We start from the raw sequence: 16,520 nt of genomic DNA on the forward strand, positions 1-16,520 counted from the left end.
GGTAAATGCATCTGGTGCGATCCAAACTCGGGCAAAATCGCTAAGACAGGGAACCGCAGCTAGAGTGGTTTGAACAGAGTGCAACCGTTATTCCGAATAGTGATTCTTTATGCTACGATCACTTGACAGGCGCGCGCGCAAAAATAGCGAGCGATATGTCGGACATCCGGCGATCCGTTGACATGAAAGCCGCATCTCATATAGGATTCTCTGTCAAACAAACATAATAAAACCGAGGTGGAACGTCATTGTCTACCGGCTTCATCCCCCGGAACCCATTGAGGGTTAGTCGCGCTGCCCGGTTGCTCCATAAGGATCTTGGATGATCGGGACAGATGAGTTTGTTCGGCGCCTCAATCAGGGGAGCCGATTTCAAGTCCAGCGGACCAATGACGCCGCGGGTGCTTATCGGCTTCTGCCGCCTTCAGAGAACGCCTCCGGCCACGTAGACGGATATTTCGACTATCAGAACCTTAGTTTAACAATTCGCAAGTTGCAGGCCCGAGACGAATTCTTTGATGACGAGTCGGGCTTAGGACGTCTAGTGTTTCTCCTTCACTTGTCCGGATCGCGGCGGGTAGAGCTTGGGTTCCATAACCATGAACTATCCAGGCCCACGCTAGCCGTCTACTATCAGCCACGGGGACTCGTAAAGCGAAGTGTTTGGAGTAGCGGCTCTAACGAGTTGTCGCTGTCCGTTGGCATTTGGCCGAAACGACTGAACTCGCTTTTTGGCTTCTATCCACCGTGTTTTCCAAGATTCTCGGGGCAACACGAAGGGTCTCAAGCATTTTGGTATTCTCGCCCGCTCCCCTATAGCGTGATGTCAGCGGCCGAGCAGTTGCTCAGCCCTAGCATTCATCCACAGCTGTCGAAATGTTACATAGCAGTCAAATCGCAGGAACTCCTCTGTCTCAGTGTCAGCGCCCTTCTTTCCGATGGCCAATTCCTTTCCCGTGCTGATCTGAGAGCAGATCGCGTAGAGCAAGTGAAAACAATGGTGGACGCAAATCTGAAAGCACCGCCTTCTCTGTCGAGTATTGCATCTGCATTTTGCTTGCCCGTGGAGGAACTTTCAAACGAATTCCGATTGGAGACGGGCATGACATTTGCGCAGTATACCACGGAACGCAGAATGAAGCGCGCGATGATAATGCTAGAAAGCGGCGCAATCCCGTTGAAGCAGGTAGCTTTCGAGGTCGGGTACAGTCACAGTTCAAATTTCTGCACAGCATTTAAACGCCATTTTGGCTCGACACCAAAGGACGTGCGCGGATAGTGCAGTCCGTTAACCGCTGGTGGCTCTGCGAGCAAGGCAACCCTGCAGTTCCCAGCGTTGACCGTGGAAAATGCCCACGTGAGGGAGCATTTGCCACGGACGAAAGCACGTTCTCTCAGTTCGACGAACGCGGAATGTCATAGCACACACAGGGCGTGCCAGTCTTGAGCTCGGACACCGCACTCGAGGGCGTTTGGAGCATTTGGAGCATGGAGCCGGGTAAGCATCCGGCAAAAACCGCAGCCTGAAGGACTTTCAGATTTTTCGGCATGATTTGCGGGTCCACTTTGCTGGCACATCATCGACGGCTTTGTTGAGCTCGGCGAAGTTTGCCTTGTCGGGATCGTAATCCTCGCTGCCCCACCACTTGACGAGCTCGGCGTGCCGCCCGTGGGTCGGATCGGCGAGCGCCTCGCGGAACTCCTGATAGCCCCATGGCCCGCTGATGTCCTCGGGAGGGCAGCGTCCGGTTGCTTCGAGGAGCATTGGCTCTGCAAGGCCGATGACGGGGAAGGTGCGCTCGATGTTGATACTGTGCGTCCAGCCGTCGCCAAAGTCGTAAAGGTACTTGAACGATTTCGCGGCGATGTCTTCGATTGCCGCCAGCAGCGAGATCTTGCGCGCATCGAGCGGGCCATCTCCCCAGTCCTGGTCAGCCGGACCAAAGCCGACGTCGCGGATGCGGAATTCGTAAAGGTGGCTGTTGCTCCAGCCCATCGCCGCCTGCAGCACCTCATGAAGGCGAGGGAGCTTGATGCGGAACGGCACCACAACGCGCCGCATCACCGTCGGTTCGACATGGTCGAGGGTGACCTTCAGGCGTACCAGAGAAGCCGGCATCTTTAGGCTGCCAGCATGTGTGCCGCCGGCGACGCGCTCTTCCAGTTCCAGGGCAAGAGCTCATCGAGCCGATGTGCGGGATAACCGGCAATGCGGTGAAGCACGTCGGCGAGCCAGGCTTGCGGACCGACGTCGTTCATTTTGGCCGAGACAATCAAGCTGTACATGGCGGCGCGCTGGCCACGCGGTCCGATCCGGCGAACAACCACGATTTCCTGCCCAGCGCTATGCCGCGCAGGGCGCGTTCGGCGGCATTGTTCGAGAGACAGACACGCCCCGTCGTCGAGGAAGAGGGTGAAGGCAGACCAGCGTTTCAGCAGGTAATCGAAGGCCTTGGCGAGATCATCGTTGCGAGACAGCTTGGCACGATGAGCCTTCATCCACGCTTCCAGGCCGAGAACCAGAGGCAGGCTCCGCTCCTGACGAACGGCCTTTCGGACCTCCGCGCGCTGACCGTTGATCTCGCGCTCGATGTCGAACAGGGCATCGATCCGTTGCACCATTTCCAGAGCGATCGGCGAGATGACGGCCGGCGTCTTGCCCTGGCTTTTCGGCGCGCATTCGCCTCGACGTCGGCCATCGCAAAAAAAGACCGCCTCGCATGGACCAAGCAGGCTGCTTCCGTTACCGGGCCGGGCCGTCGATCCGGAAGATAGAGCTTGGTGTAGCCGGTATAGGCGTCCGCCTGCAGAATGCCGCTACAGCCGGCGAGATGCGCCTGCGGGTGCTCGACCTGACGATTGAGCGGCAGATGCTGGCCGAACTTGTCGAACAGATCATCGCCAGAAGATTGGGGCCGGCCCATCCGCGCGGGATGGCATGGAAAGGGGCCGGAGCCTGGCTGATCTTCTCGCAATCGCGGCAGGTGGACTTCTCGCGCACCGTCTGGATCACCTTCCATTGGCGCGGAATGATCTCGAGGGTTTCTGTGATGTCCTCACCCAGCTTGCGCAGACGGTCGCCGCCACAGCACTGGCAGCTCACGGGACCGGGCACGACGACGCGTTCGCGCGGAAGATCATCGGGGAAAGGCTTCTTCACCGGCCGGCTGCGGGTAAAGCCGGCGACATTGACGGCGGCCGCGGCCGCCATTTCGGCAGCGAGTTCGTCCTCGGTCGCCGCCATCTCCAACTCTGCCAGTTGGAACTCCATCTGATCGATCAGCCGGGCGCGACGCTCTGCCTTCGGGCCATAAAGCTGCCGCTCGAGCTTTTCGATGCGCAGCTTCTGCCGGGCAATGACGGCAAGATCCTCCGACGCCTTGGCCTTGGCAACGGCAAGTTCAGCCTCGATCTGGGCGCCCTTGGCGCGTGCCGCGATGAGCTCTGCCCGCAGGGCAGCAACATCGTCGGGAAGCAAATCAGGGCCGTTGTCCATGTCCGAAGTGAATCACAGAAGCCCTGATTTGCCTAGCGTTTCAAAGAACTTGTCCCGGAATATTCGCCTTCGGACGGCTCACCCGGCGCCAGTCGGCCGCCAGGTCTGCTGCGGATTTCGCCAATCAATCCCCTCCAGCAGATAGGACATCTGACCGGCGGTCAGCGCGATCGCGCCATCCTCCGTCGCCGGCCAGATGAAGCGGCCGCGCTCGAGCCGTTTCGCAAACAGTGATAGGCCCATGCCATCATGCCAAAGGGCTTTTATCAGTCGGCCGCTACGACCGCGAAAGACGAAGACGTCGCCCTTAAACGGATCGCGGCCGAGGCCCTCCTGCACTAGCAGCGCCAGACCCTGCATGCCCTTGCGCATGTCGCAGTGACCGCTCGCGATCCACACCCGCACCCCGGAACTGATCGGGATCATTTGAGCTCATGATCGCGGCCGCCAGCTCGCATGGCGCTGCTGAGCCAATTCTCACCTTCACGCCGTTCGGGAAGTCCACCGCCATCGCCAGTTCGACCGCATCACTGCTGGCAGAGCCAGCAAGCTTGGCTGGCACAAAGGCGGGCTCAGTCTCCTGGACCAAAGACCAAAGCTCGCCGCCGCCAAGTATAGATCAGGCCAGTCGAAACCTCGAAGCGGCGTGCGACTTCAGAAACCACCGCGCCAGGCGCAAAAGCCTCCGCCAGTATCTGCGCCCGATCTTCCAACGACCATCGCCGACGCCGCTCTGGTCCCGTCAGCAAAACTGCATGTCCCATGAATTGCTCAGTGCCCCCTTTAGTCCACTCTGAAGAGCGCAGACTCACGGGATAAGCGGAACTTCGCAAGGCGGTCCCCGCCGGAGGGATACGGAGCCGGTGCCGTTATCGAGATTTCAATAAATCTCTCAATCTAGGCTGAGATTGTACAATCTTCGATTATTCTTATAGAGAATCATCCGGGCCCCCTCGATAGCCTCCTCGAAATCCATGCTGCCGCCCACAACGTAATCAGTAAGTGCCTGAGCCAAATACCGCTTACCCCACCGACCGGCGAGCCAATAAAGCTCAGGAATATGATATGTGTCGCTCGCGAAAAGAATCTTGGAGAGGGGCACAGCCTCCATTACCTGTAAATATCTTTGATACAAGCTCTGATGCACGAACGGTGTCATAATTGACAATTCGAAATAGCAGTTCGGGTATAGATGACTTAGCCAAGCAGCCTTGCCAACCGAAGGGTACCCTGCATGAAGCGGAATAATTTTTGGCATCCGCATCATGTTGTTTTTGTCGAAGCGGCACACTTCTTCGAGAAAAAATGGATCCTGATTTCTTAGTATCACCCACGGCGCCTCTCCGTCCCCCGTGTGGATTTGCATGGGCATATCTCTTTTTAGGCACTCCTCTAGAGTCAAAGTGAAAGTATACCTGCACAGGTCCTTGGTGATTTGTCCGGCCTCTTCTCTGTCCATCTTATCCCGTTGATCAAAGGAGTTTCTCAGCGCAATCCAAGAGGCTTCGGCTGGACCGCGGTCATACAACGGACGAATTAACCCAATTTCCGGAAGAAGATAGGACTTCATCCCGAATGAACGTTTCCCAAAGTTTCCGTTCCCATCCAGTACTTCCAGCAGCCGTTCGACGAAACGTCGTTCGAACTCATCAAATGTGATGTTCATCTGGAATAGCTCATCTTGTATTGTCTCAATTCTGGCTATGCGATGGGATTTGCACGGAAGAATCGCTTCTTCAAAACGCTCAAATTCTTTGGCGCCGCGGCCCTCGCGTACGCCGGTTTCTAGCATAATGTTGGCGATATTTACATCGTGGAAGAGAATATTGATATATGACCAGTAATCTTTGCCGCGTTCATTTCTGGCCTCAATAACGGCTTCAAGCCTGGCTTCGCAACCCAAAAAATGGGCAAGCTCTTTGACCAGCAATTTAACGAAGACGCTTTCACCAATGTCACTAGTTATTCCGGAAACTATTCGTTGTATGTCGTACTTTTGATTGAGGGCGTGTTTGATTTCCTCATCGCCAGTCAGCCACTGCGCATAGACACCGTCTGGAAAGTAACTCGCGATCGGAAAACCCGCTAGAGAGATCCGCTCAAGATACCTCTGTGGAGTTGTGATCGCGTCTCGATCGGTTATGAAATGGCAGTGTGTGTCGTCTATCGGTAATGCATTCACCGCTTCGAAAATCGAAGCGAACTCTGGATGTTGTCTCGAGAAAAACGTCTTTAAGTGTTCCGGAATGTCATCGCGGCGAGTGGGAGTGCTATCAGCGTTCGAAGTTGTTCTCTTCATATACGTGTTCCTCTAGATCGATTTGCAGAGGAGTGGTTTTGGAGTGCACTACGGCTCTCCGTGCCGACCCTGAGCGCGAACTCCCTTTCCAAGTGACGCCCGTATCGCACGCATTTGAATTGCGTGTATGCCACGGCTGTGAAATCCTCGGCGGCCTGTCGCGCGTTTTCGCCCCCTCATACCCTTAGCACGGTCTCGACCAAATTAACCCAGTAGGCAATGCCATAAGGCAAGGCTTCATCGTTGAAGTCGTACGCAGGATTGTGCAGCGCGGGGGTGTTGCCGTTGCCGAGAACGACGTAAGCGCCGGGTCGCGCTTCGAGCATGTAGGCGAAGTCTTCTGCTCCCATTGACGGTCTCATGGACCTGTTTACGGAGGCCGAACCGACGATTCCGGATGCTGCTTTTATCGCTAACTCCGTTTCTTTCGGATGATTGAACATAGTAGGTTCGAGCCGTCGATGCTCGAACACAACTTGAGCGCCAAAGCCGCGAGCGATTCCCTCGGCACCGGCTTTGACTTCGCGCTCTGCGAAGTCTCGGACGGTAGGGGATAGTGTACGAATTGTGCCGGAAATCTGAGCAGACTCGGGAATGATATTGTATGCGTGGCCCACGTTCAATTTTGTAACTGAGATCACTAGAGCCTCAAGCGGGTCAGCTCGCCTAGATACGAGTGTCTGAAGCCCCACAACAACATGCGCAGCGATCACGACGGGATCGATGGTCCGATGGGGGCTGGCGGCGTGACCGCCCTTACCCCTAACATGAATGTCAAACTCATCAAGGGCGGCAGCCACTATGCCCGGAGAGGTCGCAAATCGCCCGATTTCCAGCCCTGGTTCGTTGTGCATTCCGAACACCTGGGAGATCTCGAAACGATCCATGATTCCTTCTTGCACCATCCTTTGCCCACCCCGACCATCCTCTTCCGCAGGTTGAAATATGAGTGCGACAGAGCCTTTGAAGTTTCGCGTAGCCGCTAATTGTTTGGCTGCCCCCAACAGCATGGCCGTATGGCCGTCGTGACCGCAAGCGTGCATTTTGCCGGCGTTCCGCGAAGCCCATGGCTTTCCCGACGTCTCCGTGATTGGCAAGGCGTCCATATCGGCTCTCAAGCCGATAGTCGGGCCAGCGCTGCCTTTGCCGTGGATTAGGGCAACTATTCCGGTTTCAGCAACTTCGGTCTCGATTCGATCGATCCCGAATGACGACAACTTTTCAAGCACGAACCTTGCTGTGTCGTGCAACTGATAATCAAGCTCTGGGATTTGATGGAGGCGTCGGCGCCATTCTGCAGCTTCAGTTTTGATCTGTAAAAGACTTCTATCATCAAGCATAACTGGTCCCCACGCTAGGCTACTTTCGGGTAGGATGGAACGAGGCAATCGCCGCTTCTGTTCTGATGATTGTGAATCAGAAGGGCTCCGACATGGAAGTTAAATCCATTATGCGCGGCTGCACGGCATTCTGCGATAGCGCGGCTTGTGGCGAAAAGAACGCCTTTCGGCTTGTCCAACGCAACGGCTACCGCGAGCGCGGAGACGCGCGCCGGGACCGTGGAACTGTGTATCCCCAAGCTTCGCACCGGCTATTTCCCGAGTTTCCTGGAGCCGCGCCGCATGGCCGAGAGGCTTTGACGGCCGTAATTCAAGAGGCGTACATCCAGGGCGTCTCGACCCGCTCCGTCGACGACCCGGTCAAGGCGATGGGCATGAGCGGTATCTCCACAAAGCCAGGTCAGTCGCCTGTGCGAAGAGATCGACGACAAGGTGAAGGCCTTCCTCGCCCGGCCCATCGAAGGCGATTGGCCATATTGTGGATCGATGGTGCGCCGTAACGGCGCGGGAGGTGACAATGAGTTAGTGACACCTCTCAAACCTGCTGATTTTCAACCGGCGGCTGAGCTGCCGCCCCATCCATGGGAGCAGTGGACGGAAGGGGACCGAGCAGCCTGACCGGGCGTCGCCGGGTGGGTGGCATAACCAGATCGGGCTTAAATGTACCGGATGCGAGCCATTGAGCGCAGGCGGGCTCGCACGGGGTAGAGCTCACCGCCTAAGGGCATCAAGGTTGGAAGTCGGAACACGCGAACTTGGATCGTCTGCCCAGCACGGAAATGGGCTCAGAAGCGGTGCTCCCCGATTCCATTCCTCCCGTCGATCCCGGCTCTGCGCCCGTCGGTCCGAGGCTACACGTCGCCAGGCGAGGCGCAGCGTGCGCAGGTCGGTGACCCAAACGCACATGTCCCGCCACGCGCCGTCGGGATTTGCCTTACTCCACTGCTAGAGTTTGCGTTGAACGCTGAGTGCCCAGGCCTCGGCCTGGTGATCCATGTCCACAGATCGCTTCTCCGTCGTGCAAGTCTACCGTCCTCCTGCCTCCCTTCGCTTTGTGCGCGGCTTTCCGGCACCCGACTACTACGAAAGCTCCGCCCTTGGTGTCGTCCATCTCGGGCCGTCGAATACGGCATCCGGCTCCGCCGGGCATCCCTGTCGCGTTTTTGCGGCAAGGCTGCCCGTCGGATATACTCCAAGCACCATGCGTGCTCCGTCCGGGTCTGAACTCGTAGGAGACATGCCAGAATTGCGCCTCGAAGATTGGCTCCAGAAGTGTCTTGACCGTGCCTTGGACGACGCGCTCCCTGATCGTGGGAATGCCCAGGGCCGGAATTGTCCTGGTTTACCGGTCTTGGGAATGAGCTTGCGCCGCGCAGGACTGGACCGATATGAGCCGGAGCGCAGTTCCGTACCTCTTGGAGAGGCTGCGCAAGCGCATCGCCGACCGACGGCTGGTGAAATCGGTCGGGCAGTTCCTGAAAGCCGGTGTGCTGTCGGAGGAGCAGTTCCTCCGCACAGATGCGGGCACCCCTCAGGGTGGGATACTCTCACCGTTGCTCGCCAACATCGCGCTCAGCGCGATCGAAGAGCGGTATGAACGGTGGACGTATCACCGCAGCAAGACCCAGGCCCGCCGCGAAAGCGACGGGGTAAAGGCGGCAAAGAGTGCGCGGACACCGATCGAAAAGCTGGTCGCTGTGTGTTCCTCCTGCGCTATGCCGACGACTTCGTGGTTTTGGTCCCGGGAACGCAGGAGGACGCCATCGCAGAGAAATCCGCTTTGGCGGCATACCTGCACCGGACCACGGGCCTCGAGTTGTCACCGGAAAAGACGAAGGTGATGCGTATGAGGAAGGGTTCGAGTTCCTTGGAGTCCGTTTCGGCATGCAGGGACAAGCGCTACGGCTACGGCCCGCGTGGAAATTCCCAAGACAAAAGTCGTCAACCTGCGTCGCAAGGTCAAGCAACTGACGGGACGGGACAGTATCTTTGTCAGTCTTGGCGATAAGCTTCGGGAAATCAACCCCATGCTGCGTGGATGGTCAAACTATTACCGCCACTGTTCGTCGGTATCGGCTGGTATGTGGGTCTGCGTCTGTTCCACTGGCTCTATAAGAAACGCCCCAAAGCGGGGGTGCGTCAAACTTTGGGGCTCCAAACAGCCCAATAGTCGACGCCCCACCAGACGGCTCTGGCGAGAGGGCCGGTCGAGCAACATATGCTCGGCTGGCCCCCGTCTGCCGGCATCGTTTGGCATTGATGGGAACGCCTGACTTTGCCATGCCTTCTGGAGAGCCGGATGCGTAACGAAAGGCGCATGTCCGGTTCGGCGAGAGGCAACGTGAAACCTGCCGTCGCAAGGCGGTAAGGCGCACATCCCCTACTCTACCCACCTATCTGAAGGTCCGGCGCGGCGGTCGCATCGTCTCCGTCGCCGTCGGCGTCAAGACCGACGGTCGGCGCGAGGTGTTGGGGCATGGAGATCGGCACGTCTGAGCCGAGCCGATCTGGACGGAGTTCCTGCGCAAGCTGACCGACGGGGCTCAGAGGCGTCAAGCTGGTCGTCTCCGATGCCCACGAAGGATCAAGGCCGCCGTCTCAAAGGTCCTATCGGCCACCTGGCAGAGGTGCCGGGTGGGGCTGTTCAAGAAGTCTCATGCGTCTGATTCAATTGAGTAATCGGCGATTGTCTGGAGCCTCCACGATGCTCGGCCGTAAAGCTGGCGCTCGAAGGGATATCATGGCGAAGCCAAGACTTGGCACGGGCTATCGAGAGCGATCCGGCGCGTCTCATAAATATGAAGATCCAAGCCTATCTGACGGCCGCGGCAGTCAACTTGAAACGACTGGCGAGCGCATTTCTGTTCATTTTATTGTTCGTGTACAGCCGTGACGCTGCCAGTTCAGCCGATATCGCCTTAGACAAGGAAGGAGAAGACTTTGCAACTGGTTTGTGGCTGCCGCATAGCGCCGCCGCCAAAGATTATTCAACAGCCCCCGGGTCCGCTTCATGAGAAACGCGCTGGCCCATGCCGGAAAGAGCGGCCGATGTGTGGTCTCCGCCTTCATCGCCACGGCCTTCGCCAGGACACACCGGAGTCCGCAAGCACCCAGTGGCGCAACGTCGCCGACCAGATCAGGCCGAAAGTACCGAAGCTCGCCCAACTCATGCACACCGCCGAAGAAGACGTATTGCACTAGACCAAGCTTCACAGCACCAACCCCATCGAGCGCCTCAATGGCGAGATCAAGCGGCGCACCGAGGTCGTCGGCATCTTCCCCAACGATCACGCCATCGTCCGCCTCGTCGGCTCGCTGCTGCTCGAACAGAACGACGAGTGAGCCGTCCAGCGCTCCAGATACCTGTCCCTTGAGACCATCGCCGCAATAAGCGATGATCCGATCATCAGCCTGCCCGCTGCGGCAAGCTGATCATTCCCGGCCCTGTCCGGAAAGCACGGCAAACGCCGAAGCTACACCATCTCCTGAGACGTCATCCAATTTCATTTCAATAATTATTTGCTCTGATTCATAATGTGCGGAACTTCAAGGCGTGCCCGGCAGGGTTTACATTAACTTCGACAAAAGCGGCAGGTGCGGTAAGCTCATTTTTTCGGCCGCCACCAGTGCGAGTGGGAACCACAAATTAGATTGGGAACGAAATGAAGGGTGAAAGAGTCACGGTCCGCCAGATCGTAAAACACTATGGCCCGGTGACTGCGGTCGACAATGTCACGGTGGATGTCAAGGCCGGAGAATTCCTGTCCTTGTTGGGATCCTCAGGTTCCGGCAAAACAACCCTCCTGATGATGATCGCGGGCTTCGAGATGCCAACCGCTGGTGCAATCCAGATCGGCACAAACGACGTCACGTACATTGCTCCGAACAAACGTAACGTAGGAATGGTTTTCCAAAAATACGCTCTATTTCCTCACATGTCGGTGCGCGACAACGTCGCGTTTCCGCTGCGCATGCGAAAGATGGATCGAGCCCAGATTGACCGGCGAGTTGAAGAGGTGCTTGCAATGGTCCAGCTTGAGTCATTTGGCGATAGGGCCCCTGCTCAGTTGTCTGGCGGCCAGCAACAGCGGGTCGCGCTGGCGAGGGCACTAGTCTTTGAGCCTCCCGTACTATTAATGGACGAACCACTTGGTGCTCTCGACAAAAAACTTCGCGAGCAACTGCAACTCGAGATAAAGTCTCTCCAGCAGCGTCTTGGCGTCACGGTGATCTATGTTACCCACGACCAAGAAGAGGCGCTGACCATGTCTGATCGTGTCGCAGTTATGAGTCATGGCCAGGTTGCTCAAATCGGCAGTCCGTTCAGTCTTTACAGCGAGCCAGCCTCGGCCTTTGTTGCCGACTTCATTGGTAAAATGAATTTTCTCTCAGCTCAGTACCTTGGCAAGGCGCAGTCCGGTCTGCAGGTCAGGCTTACCGAAAGCTCTACTGTGAGCATAACGCGCTCGCTCAACGGACATATCCCGGAGCTTTCGCCTGGACTGCCAGTGAAGGCAGCAATTCGACCAGAAAACATTTCTCTCAGCCCACGTGGGCAGGGCGGGCCAAATGCCATTCCCGGCATAGTAGACACTTCAATTTATCTTGGAACGCACAACGTAATGCTGGTCAACGTCGAAGGACGCAGGGATCTATCGCTACATATCCAGGTGCCTGTCGGACAAGACATTCCCTTTTTCGCACGAGGTGATGCGGTTGATATCCTGCTCCAGAACGATGCCATTTATCTGTTTCCCAGCAAGGGAGATTGGCAATGAGCAGTGTTGAGGTAACAGACTCGGCCCGTGGTACTGCCACTCGTCTCGCTCGTAGAACCCTCGCGACCGGAACGGCTGGCAAGTATCCGCCGTTTTTGACGGTGATGTTGCTGCTACCCCTGCTTCTGATTCTATTCTTCGGCTTTCTTTATCCGGTGGGGCGGATGTTAATAGGAAGTTTCTTCGATCCGGATTTCACGTTTCACAACTACATTCGGATGTTCACCGAGCCGCTCTATGTGAAGATACTGGCTCGAACGCTCTGGATCGCTTTTGTCTCAACGATGGGGGCTTTCGTGCTCGGATATCCGGTCGCTTACGGCATGGCACGAGCCAGCGGGAGTGTCGCGTTATGGATCGGAGCTTGCGTATTAATTCCGCTTTGGACCTCCGTTCTTGTCCGATCCTATGCTTGGATCGTTTTGCTGCAGCGCAACGGCATCATCAACAATATCCTCGTAGAAAGCGGGATAGTAGATCAACCACTCAAGCTGATCTACAACAACGGCGCTGTGGTCGTGGCGATGACACACGTACTTTTGCCATTCATGATTCTGCCGATCTACAGTTCTCTACGGTCGATTCCCAAAGAACTGCCGCAAGCCGCCGCAAATCTCGGGGCCGGCAACATTACCACCTTCTTGAAGGTAATTTTGCCTCTTAGCCTACCAGGCGTCTTCGCAGGTTCATTGATGACCTTCATTCTCGCGCTAGGATTCTACATTACGCCCGCACTAGTGGGAGGACCTCAGACCCTGATGATGGCCACATTGATCGGGCAGCAGGCGACCGTGCTTATCAACTGGCCCTTCGCCGGCGCATTGGCGATGGTTCTCCTGGTTGTGACTTTGGTCCTCGCATTCTTGTTCCGCAGGGTTCTTTCTGCATACGGAGGATTTGGCAGTGTCTGAGACTATCACTCTTGTAAGGAGCCGCCCCTTCAGTCCGGCTATCCTCGCTAAGTTTAGTGGGGGCATCATCCTTGCAGTTCTCCTGTTTTTCCTTGTCTTGCCTACGTTGATCGTCATTCCAATGTCGTTCGGCAGCGCATCCTATATTGAATTCCCCCCTTCCGGGCTTACCTTAGATTGGTACGGCAAGTTTCTTACAGACCCTGCCTGGATTTCCGCAACGCTGTTCAGCCTGCGTATCGCTATCGCCACTACCGTCTCCGCAACGATTATTGGAACCCTCGCGGCCATCGCTCTTGTTCGTGGAGACATCCCGGGCAAATCGCTCATACTTGGTCTCTCGCTCAGCCCCCTCATAGTGCCTCAAATCATTATGGCAATCGCACTCTACCTCTTGTTCTCACCGCTTCAACTTACGGGGAACTTCTTCGGCTTCTTGTTGGCTCACACCATGCTGACCGTTCCGTACGTCGTGATTTCTGTTTCCGCGGCGCTTCAGCGTTTTGACCCAATTCTCGAAATGGCAGCGCTCAATTGTGGCGCCGGACGCAGTCGTGCTTTTTTCGAGGTCGTGTTACCGCAGATTCTTCCTGGGGTGATCACCGGCGCGGTGTTTGCTTTTGTCTCATCCTTCGACGAGGCGACGGTTTCATTCTTCATATCCGGCGTTGGTGGAAAGACGATAACTCGCAAACTATTCGAGGATATCAACTTCAGCCTCACGCCGGTGATCGCCGTCGTCTCGAGCCTTATCGTATGTGTCTCTATTCTGCTGATGGGCGCAGTTCGCATCGCTCAGAATAAGGTAACCTCGTAGGGCGGGTGAAGCTCCGGTCAATATTACGACGGATAGGAGGGGCTATGAGGCGCCCCTCCCTGCCGCACACCGGACTAGCGCTTCCTATCGGACGTCCAAAAAGGCGAAGCTCCCGATGGAGACGATCAACTCAAGCGTAAGCGTTTGGCTGACGGCGTCCTGACCTGAAGTTCTACTAGGGCGTTATTTCTGACACGGGCCAGCTGACCTTGCCCCGTTGAAATAATCCATTTTGAAGTAAGCTCTGGCCCATTGGGAGGACCAGAGAATGAAGGGCAACCGTTTCACCGACGAACAGATTATCGGGATATTGAAGGAGCACGAGGCAGGCACGCCGGTCTCGGAGCTTTGCCGCAAGCACTGTGTCAGCAACGGCAGCATCTATAAGTGGAAAGCCAAGTTCGGCGGCATGGAGGTGTCCGAGGCCAAACGGCTGAAGGCGCTGGAGGACGAGAACACGAAGCTGAAGCGGCTTGTGGCGGATGCCATGCTCGACAATGCTGCTTTGAAAGACCTTTTGGGAAAGAAGTGGTGACGCCCGCAGCCAAGCGGAACGCTGTCGCGCATCTGATGAGCCAACATGGGATGAGCGAACGGCGGGCGTGTACCCTGGCGCGACGACGATCATGGCCTTCGCGAGCTCATGAAGGTGCTGGCGCATGAACGTCGCCGCTTTGGCTATCGACGCATTCATGTGCTGCTCAGGCGCGAGGGACACCTTGTGAACCACAAGAAACTCTTCCGGCTCTATCGGGAGGAGAAGCTGACGGTGCGCAAGCGTGGCGGCCGGAAGCGAGCGATAGGCACACGAGCACCGATGTTGATCGCGATGGCAGCCAATGATCGCTGGTCACTGGACTTCGTCTCGGATCAACTCACCGACGGCCGCAGGTTTCGGGTTCTGACGGTCGTGGATGACTGCACCAGAGAATGTCTGGCTCTCGTCGCCGATACATCACTCTCCGGCCTGCGGGTTGCCCGAGAGCTGGACCGGATCATCGAGGAACGCGGAAAGCCGAGGATGATCGTCAGCGACAACGGCAGCGAGTTCACAAGCAATGCGATCCTGCAATGGACGGACCGGGCCAAGGTGGATTGGCACTACATCGCGCCTGGCAAACCGATCCAGAACGCCTTCATCGAAAGCTTCAATGGGCGGCTGTGCGACGAGCTATTGAACGAAACGCTGTTCTCGTCATTGGCTCAGGCGCGATCCGCGCTTGCGAACTGGCGTCGCGATTACAACGATCACCGACCGCATTCCGGCCTCGGCTGGCTGACACCCGCCGAGTTCGCTCAGACCATCAAACCGCGACGCGATGCGGTGCTGCGCAGCCGAAACGGCTTCGCACCGCAACCCGCCGCTACCACCCCAAATACAGCAACCCAAAACCGCTGGAGCGAACTGAAAACTGGATAAAACTTGGGGGGTATCCCTCCGGTGACGGCCGCCTTGCTGAGGTAGGCTGAAGACTGCAAGTCCTAGTGCAAGCACTTCTCTATTCGGCGGTTGTGGTCAAGCGCTTTCGAGCTTGCGTTCCGGCCGGCGTTAGATGTTCTTCGCGGGGTGTTGCTTCTCTTCGGGATCGGCACCTTGGCCCTCCCACCATGGGATCGGAAGAATGAAGCGGTCCAATCTAGGAGACGTCCTGACCGCAACTGATGCGACCGGCACAGTGCTTGCAACGAACTCACCTCATCCATCGTCCCGCGAAGGACATCCATACCGCCGGGGGCGGAATGTCTTCACCTCCTCTGTTCGGTCTCGAGACGCCAGGCTCGGCGCGGAGCCCTCAATCAGCGCAGCGTTGAGCCGGGCCAAGACCGTCTTTTCTGCTCCAGCAAAACTCCGTTTCGTCACTCCACATGCGATGCATGATCACCGCCAGCCGGCGGCCAAGCGCGACGACCGCTCTCTTGAGACCACGTCTCTTGGCGACATTCATCGCCCAGGCCTTTAGCCGACCATTTCTTTACACGCGTCAACAGCACCTGGGCTGCTTCATAGAGCAAAGTCCGCAGCATCGCGTCGCCGGCAAGCGAGACATGACCGGTGCGACAGCTCTCCCCCGACCGGTTGAGCACCGGCGTCAGCCCTAGAGCCGGGCCCACTGCCTTGGAATTCTTGAATCTCGTCGGGATATCGATGGTGCTTTTGAAGGCGAGCGCCGTCACAGCGCCGACGCCGGGGATTGTCATCAGCCGCCGGCAAACTGGATCGTCGCGCACGACCGACAGCAGCTTGCCACTCAATCTCGTGAACTCCTCGCGCAGCTTTCGGCGGGCCGCCAGCAGACATGCAACGATTTCCTCCAAATCCGGTACGCGTTCGACGAGTTCTCGGATACGGTCCTCGAACTTGATAGCGCCGACCGCGCCGACCTTGAGGCCGAAGTTCCGCAGCAGGCCACGGATATCGTTCTCAATGGCAATAGCCTTGGCTTGCAACAGCTTTCGTGCCGTAAGCAGCGCCCTGCGCGGTTCTGACTTTCAAGCGTCTTCACATGCACCGGCCGGTAAAGTCCGACTCTGACCATCTGGGCAATGCCACGAGCATCGTTCCGGTCGGACTTGTTCACCTGCGCCTTCAGGAAAGCTTTGGCGTGCCGGGTCTCAATGCAGATCGCCGGCAGGCCGGCACGCCAGAGTCCATCGAACAGCCATTGCGACAACGGTCCCGCTTCAAGGCCGACACGGGCCAGTTGCCAGACCGGATCCATCAAGGCGCGCGCCAAATCCTCCGGATGGCTGGTGACCTTCAATTCCCGGCAGATCTTGCCCGTCTCATCGACAATACAGATCGGGGTCTCTTTTATCGCCACGTCCAACCCAGCATAGTGTCTCATGCTGCGCTTCCTTTCCTGATGCTTGTGGCTGTT

Annotated in this window: 10 protein-coding genes and 7 pseudogenes; 10 read left to right on the top strand and 7 right to left on the bottom strand. The window is 57.1% G+C overall.

What is annotated here, in order from left to right:
• Window positions 1-997: 997 nt before the first annotated feature.
• Window positions 998-1,279, top strand: a complete 282-nt coding sequence (locus PYH37_RS32615; protein ID WP_425336223.1) for a helix-turn-helix transcriptional regulator — start codon at window positions 998-1,000, stop codon at window positions 1,277-1,279.
• A gap of 255 nt (window positions 1,280-1,534) precedes the next feature.
• Here the strand turns inward: PYH37_RS32615 and PYH37_RS30405 are convergent, their stop codons facing one another.
• The 6 genes and pseudogenes from PYH37_RS30405 to PYH37_RS30440 form a co-directional block, all read right to left on the bottom strand.
• A complete protein-coding gene (locus PYH37_RS30405) occupies window positions 1,535-2,119 on the bottom strand; it encodes a plasmid pRiA4b ORF-3 family protein (RefSeq protein WP_280736283.1) in 585 nt (194 codons plus the stop codon).
• A 2-nt stretch (window positions 2,120-2,121) separates the two neighbouring features.
• Window positions 2,122-3,496: pseudogene (gene tnpC / locus PYH37_RS32620) on the bottom strand (IS66 family transposase).
• 78 nt (window positions 3,497-3,574) lie between these two features.
• Window positions 3,575-3,922 carry an IS66 family insertion sequence element accessory protein TnpB gene (gene tnpB, locus PYH37_RS30425; protein WP_280736282.1) on the bottom strand — a complete coding sequence of 116 codons (348 nt, stop codon included), beginning with the start codon at window positions 3,920-3,922 and terminating at the stop codon, window positions 3,575-3,577.
• Window positions 3,923-4,068: 146 nt separating this feature from the next.
• On the bottom strand, window positions 4,069-4,260 hold the full coding sequence (locus PYH37_RS30430; protein WP_280736281.1) for a transposase: 192 nt from the start codon (window positions 4,258-4,260) through the stop codon (window positions 4,069-4,071).
• 128 nt (window positions 4,261-4,388) lie between these two features.
• Window positions 4,389-5,795, bottom strand: a complete 1,407-nt coding sequence (locus PYH37_RS30435) for an amidohydrolase family protein (protein WP_280736280.1) — start codon at window positions 5,793-5,795, stop codon at window positions 4,389-4,391.
• A gap of 176 nt (window positions 5,796-5,971) precedes the next feature.
• On the bottom strand, window positions 5,972-7,135 hold the full coding sequence (locus tag PYH37_RS30440) for a M20 aminoacylase family protein (RefSeq protein WP_280736279.1): 1,164 nt from the start codon (window positions 7,133-7,135) through the stop codon (window positions 5,972-5,974).
• 92 nt (window positions 7,136-7,227) lie between these two features.
• Here PYH37_RS30440 and PYH37_RS30445 point away from each other — a divergent pair.
• From PYH37_RS30445 to PYH37_RS30485, 9 genes and pseudogenes are all read left to right on the top strand, one after another.
• Window positions 7,228-7,612, top strand: a pseudogene (locus PYH37_RS30445) (transposase); the annotation flags it as partial.
• A gap of 1,439 nt (window positions 7,613-9,051) precedes the next feature.
• Window positions 9,052-9,408 (top strand): group II intron maturase-specific domain-containing protein, encoded by a 357-nt coding sequence (locus tag PYH37_RS30450; RefSeq protein WP_280736278.1) that lies wholly within the window; start codon window positions 9,052-9,054, stop codon window positions 9,406-9,408.
• Between the two features lie 118 nt (window positions 9,409-9,526).
• Window positions 9,527-9,772, top strand: a pseudogene (locus tag PYH37_RS30455) (transposase); the annotation flags it as partial.
• 84 nt (window positions 9,773-9,856) lie between these two features.
• Window positions 9,857-10,149: pseudogene (locus PYH37_RS30460) on the top strand (hypothetical protein); the annotation flags it as partial.
• A pseudogene (locus tag PYH37_RS30465) lies at window positions 10,134-10,567 on the top strand (transposase); the annotation flags it as partial. The pseudogenes PYH37_RS30460 and PYH37_RS30465, both read left to right, overlap by 16 nt.
• 230 nt (window positions 10,568-10,797) lie before the next feature.
• A complete protein-coding gene (locus PYH37_RS30470) occupies window positions 10,798-11,913 on the top strand; it encodes an ABC transporter ATP-binding protein (RefSeq protein ID WP_280736277.1) in 1,116 nt (371 codons plus the stop codon).
• Window positions 11,910-12,824, top strand: a complete 915-nt coding sequence (locus tag PYH37_RS30475; protein WP_280736276.1) for an ABC transporter permease — start codon at window positions 11,910-11,912, stop codon at window positions 12,822-12,824. Before PYH37_RS30470 ends, PYH37_RS30475 begins: the two co-directional genes overlap by 4 nt.
• The gene (locus PYH37_RS30480) at window positions 12,817-13,641 is read left to right on the top strand and encodes an ABC transporter permease (protein WP_425336178.1); all 825 of its coding nucleotides are present in this window, start codon (window positions 12,817-12,819) and stop codon (window positions 13,639-13,641) included. The genes PYH37_RS30475 and PYH37_RS30480 overlap by 8 nt, the downstream gene beginning before the upstream one ends.
• 268 nt (window positions 13,642-13,909) lie before the next feature.
• A pseudogene (locus PYH37_RS30485) lies at window positions 13,910-15,061 on the top strand (IS3 family transposase).
• 373 nt (window positions 15,062-15,434) lie between these two features.
• Here the strand turns inward: PYH37_RS30485 and PYH37_RS30490 are convergent.
• Window positions 15,435-16,487 (bottom strand): annotated as a pseudogene (locus PYH37_RS30490) (IS110 family RNA-guided transposase).
• Window positions 16,488-16,520 lie beyond the last annotated feature (33 nt).

Origin of the sequence: Sinorhizobium numidicum, from assembly GCF_029892045.1 — a bacterium.
Classification (GTDB): domain Bacteria; phylum Pseudomonadota; class Alphaproteobacteria; order Rhizobiales; family Rhizobiaceae; genus Sinorhizobium; species Sinorhizobium numidicum.

Bases quoted from the DNA above. Each gene is read 5' to 3' on its own strand.
- PYH37_RS30435 (WP_280736280.1), bottom strand. From the start codon at position 5,795: ATGAAGAGAACAACTTCGAACGCTGATAGCACTCCCACTCGCCGCGAT.
- PYH37_RS30430 (WP_280736281.1), bottom strand. From the start codon at position 4,260: ATGGGACATGCAGTTTTGCTGACGGGACCAGAGCGGCGTCGGCGATGG.
- PYH37_RS32615 (WP_425336223.1), top strand. From the start codon at position 998: ATGGTGGACGCAAATCTGAAAGCACCGCCTTCTCTGTCGAGTATTGCA.
- tnpB (WP_280736282.1), bottom strand. From the start codon at position 3,922: ATGATCCCGATCAGTTCCGGGGTGCGGGTGTGGATCGCGAGCGGTCAC.
- PYH37_RS30470 (WP_280736277.1), top strand. From the start codon at position 10,798: ATGAAGGGTGAAAGAGTCACGGTCCGCCAGATCGTAAAACACTATGGC.
- PYH37_RS30440 (WP_280736279.1), bottom strand. From the start codon at position 7,135: ATGCTTGATGATAGAAGTCTTTTACAGATCAAAACTGAAGCTGCAGAA.
- PYH37_RS30475 (WP_280736276.1), top strand. From the start codon at position 11,910: ATGAGCAGTGTTGAGGTAACAGACTCGGCCCGTGGTACTGCCACTCGT.
- PYH37_RS30405 (WP_280736283.1), bottom strand. From the start codon at position 2,119: ATGCCGGCTTCTCTGGTACGCCTGAAGGTCACCCTCGACCATGTCGAA.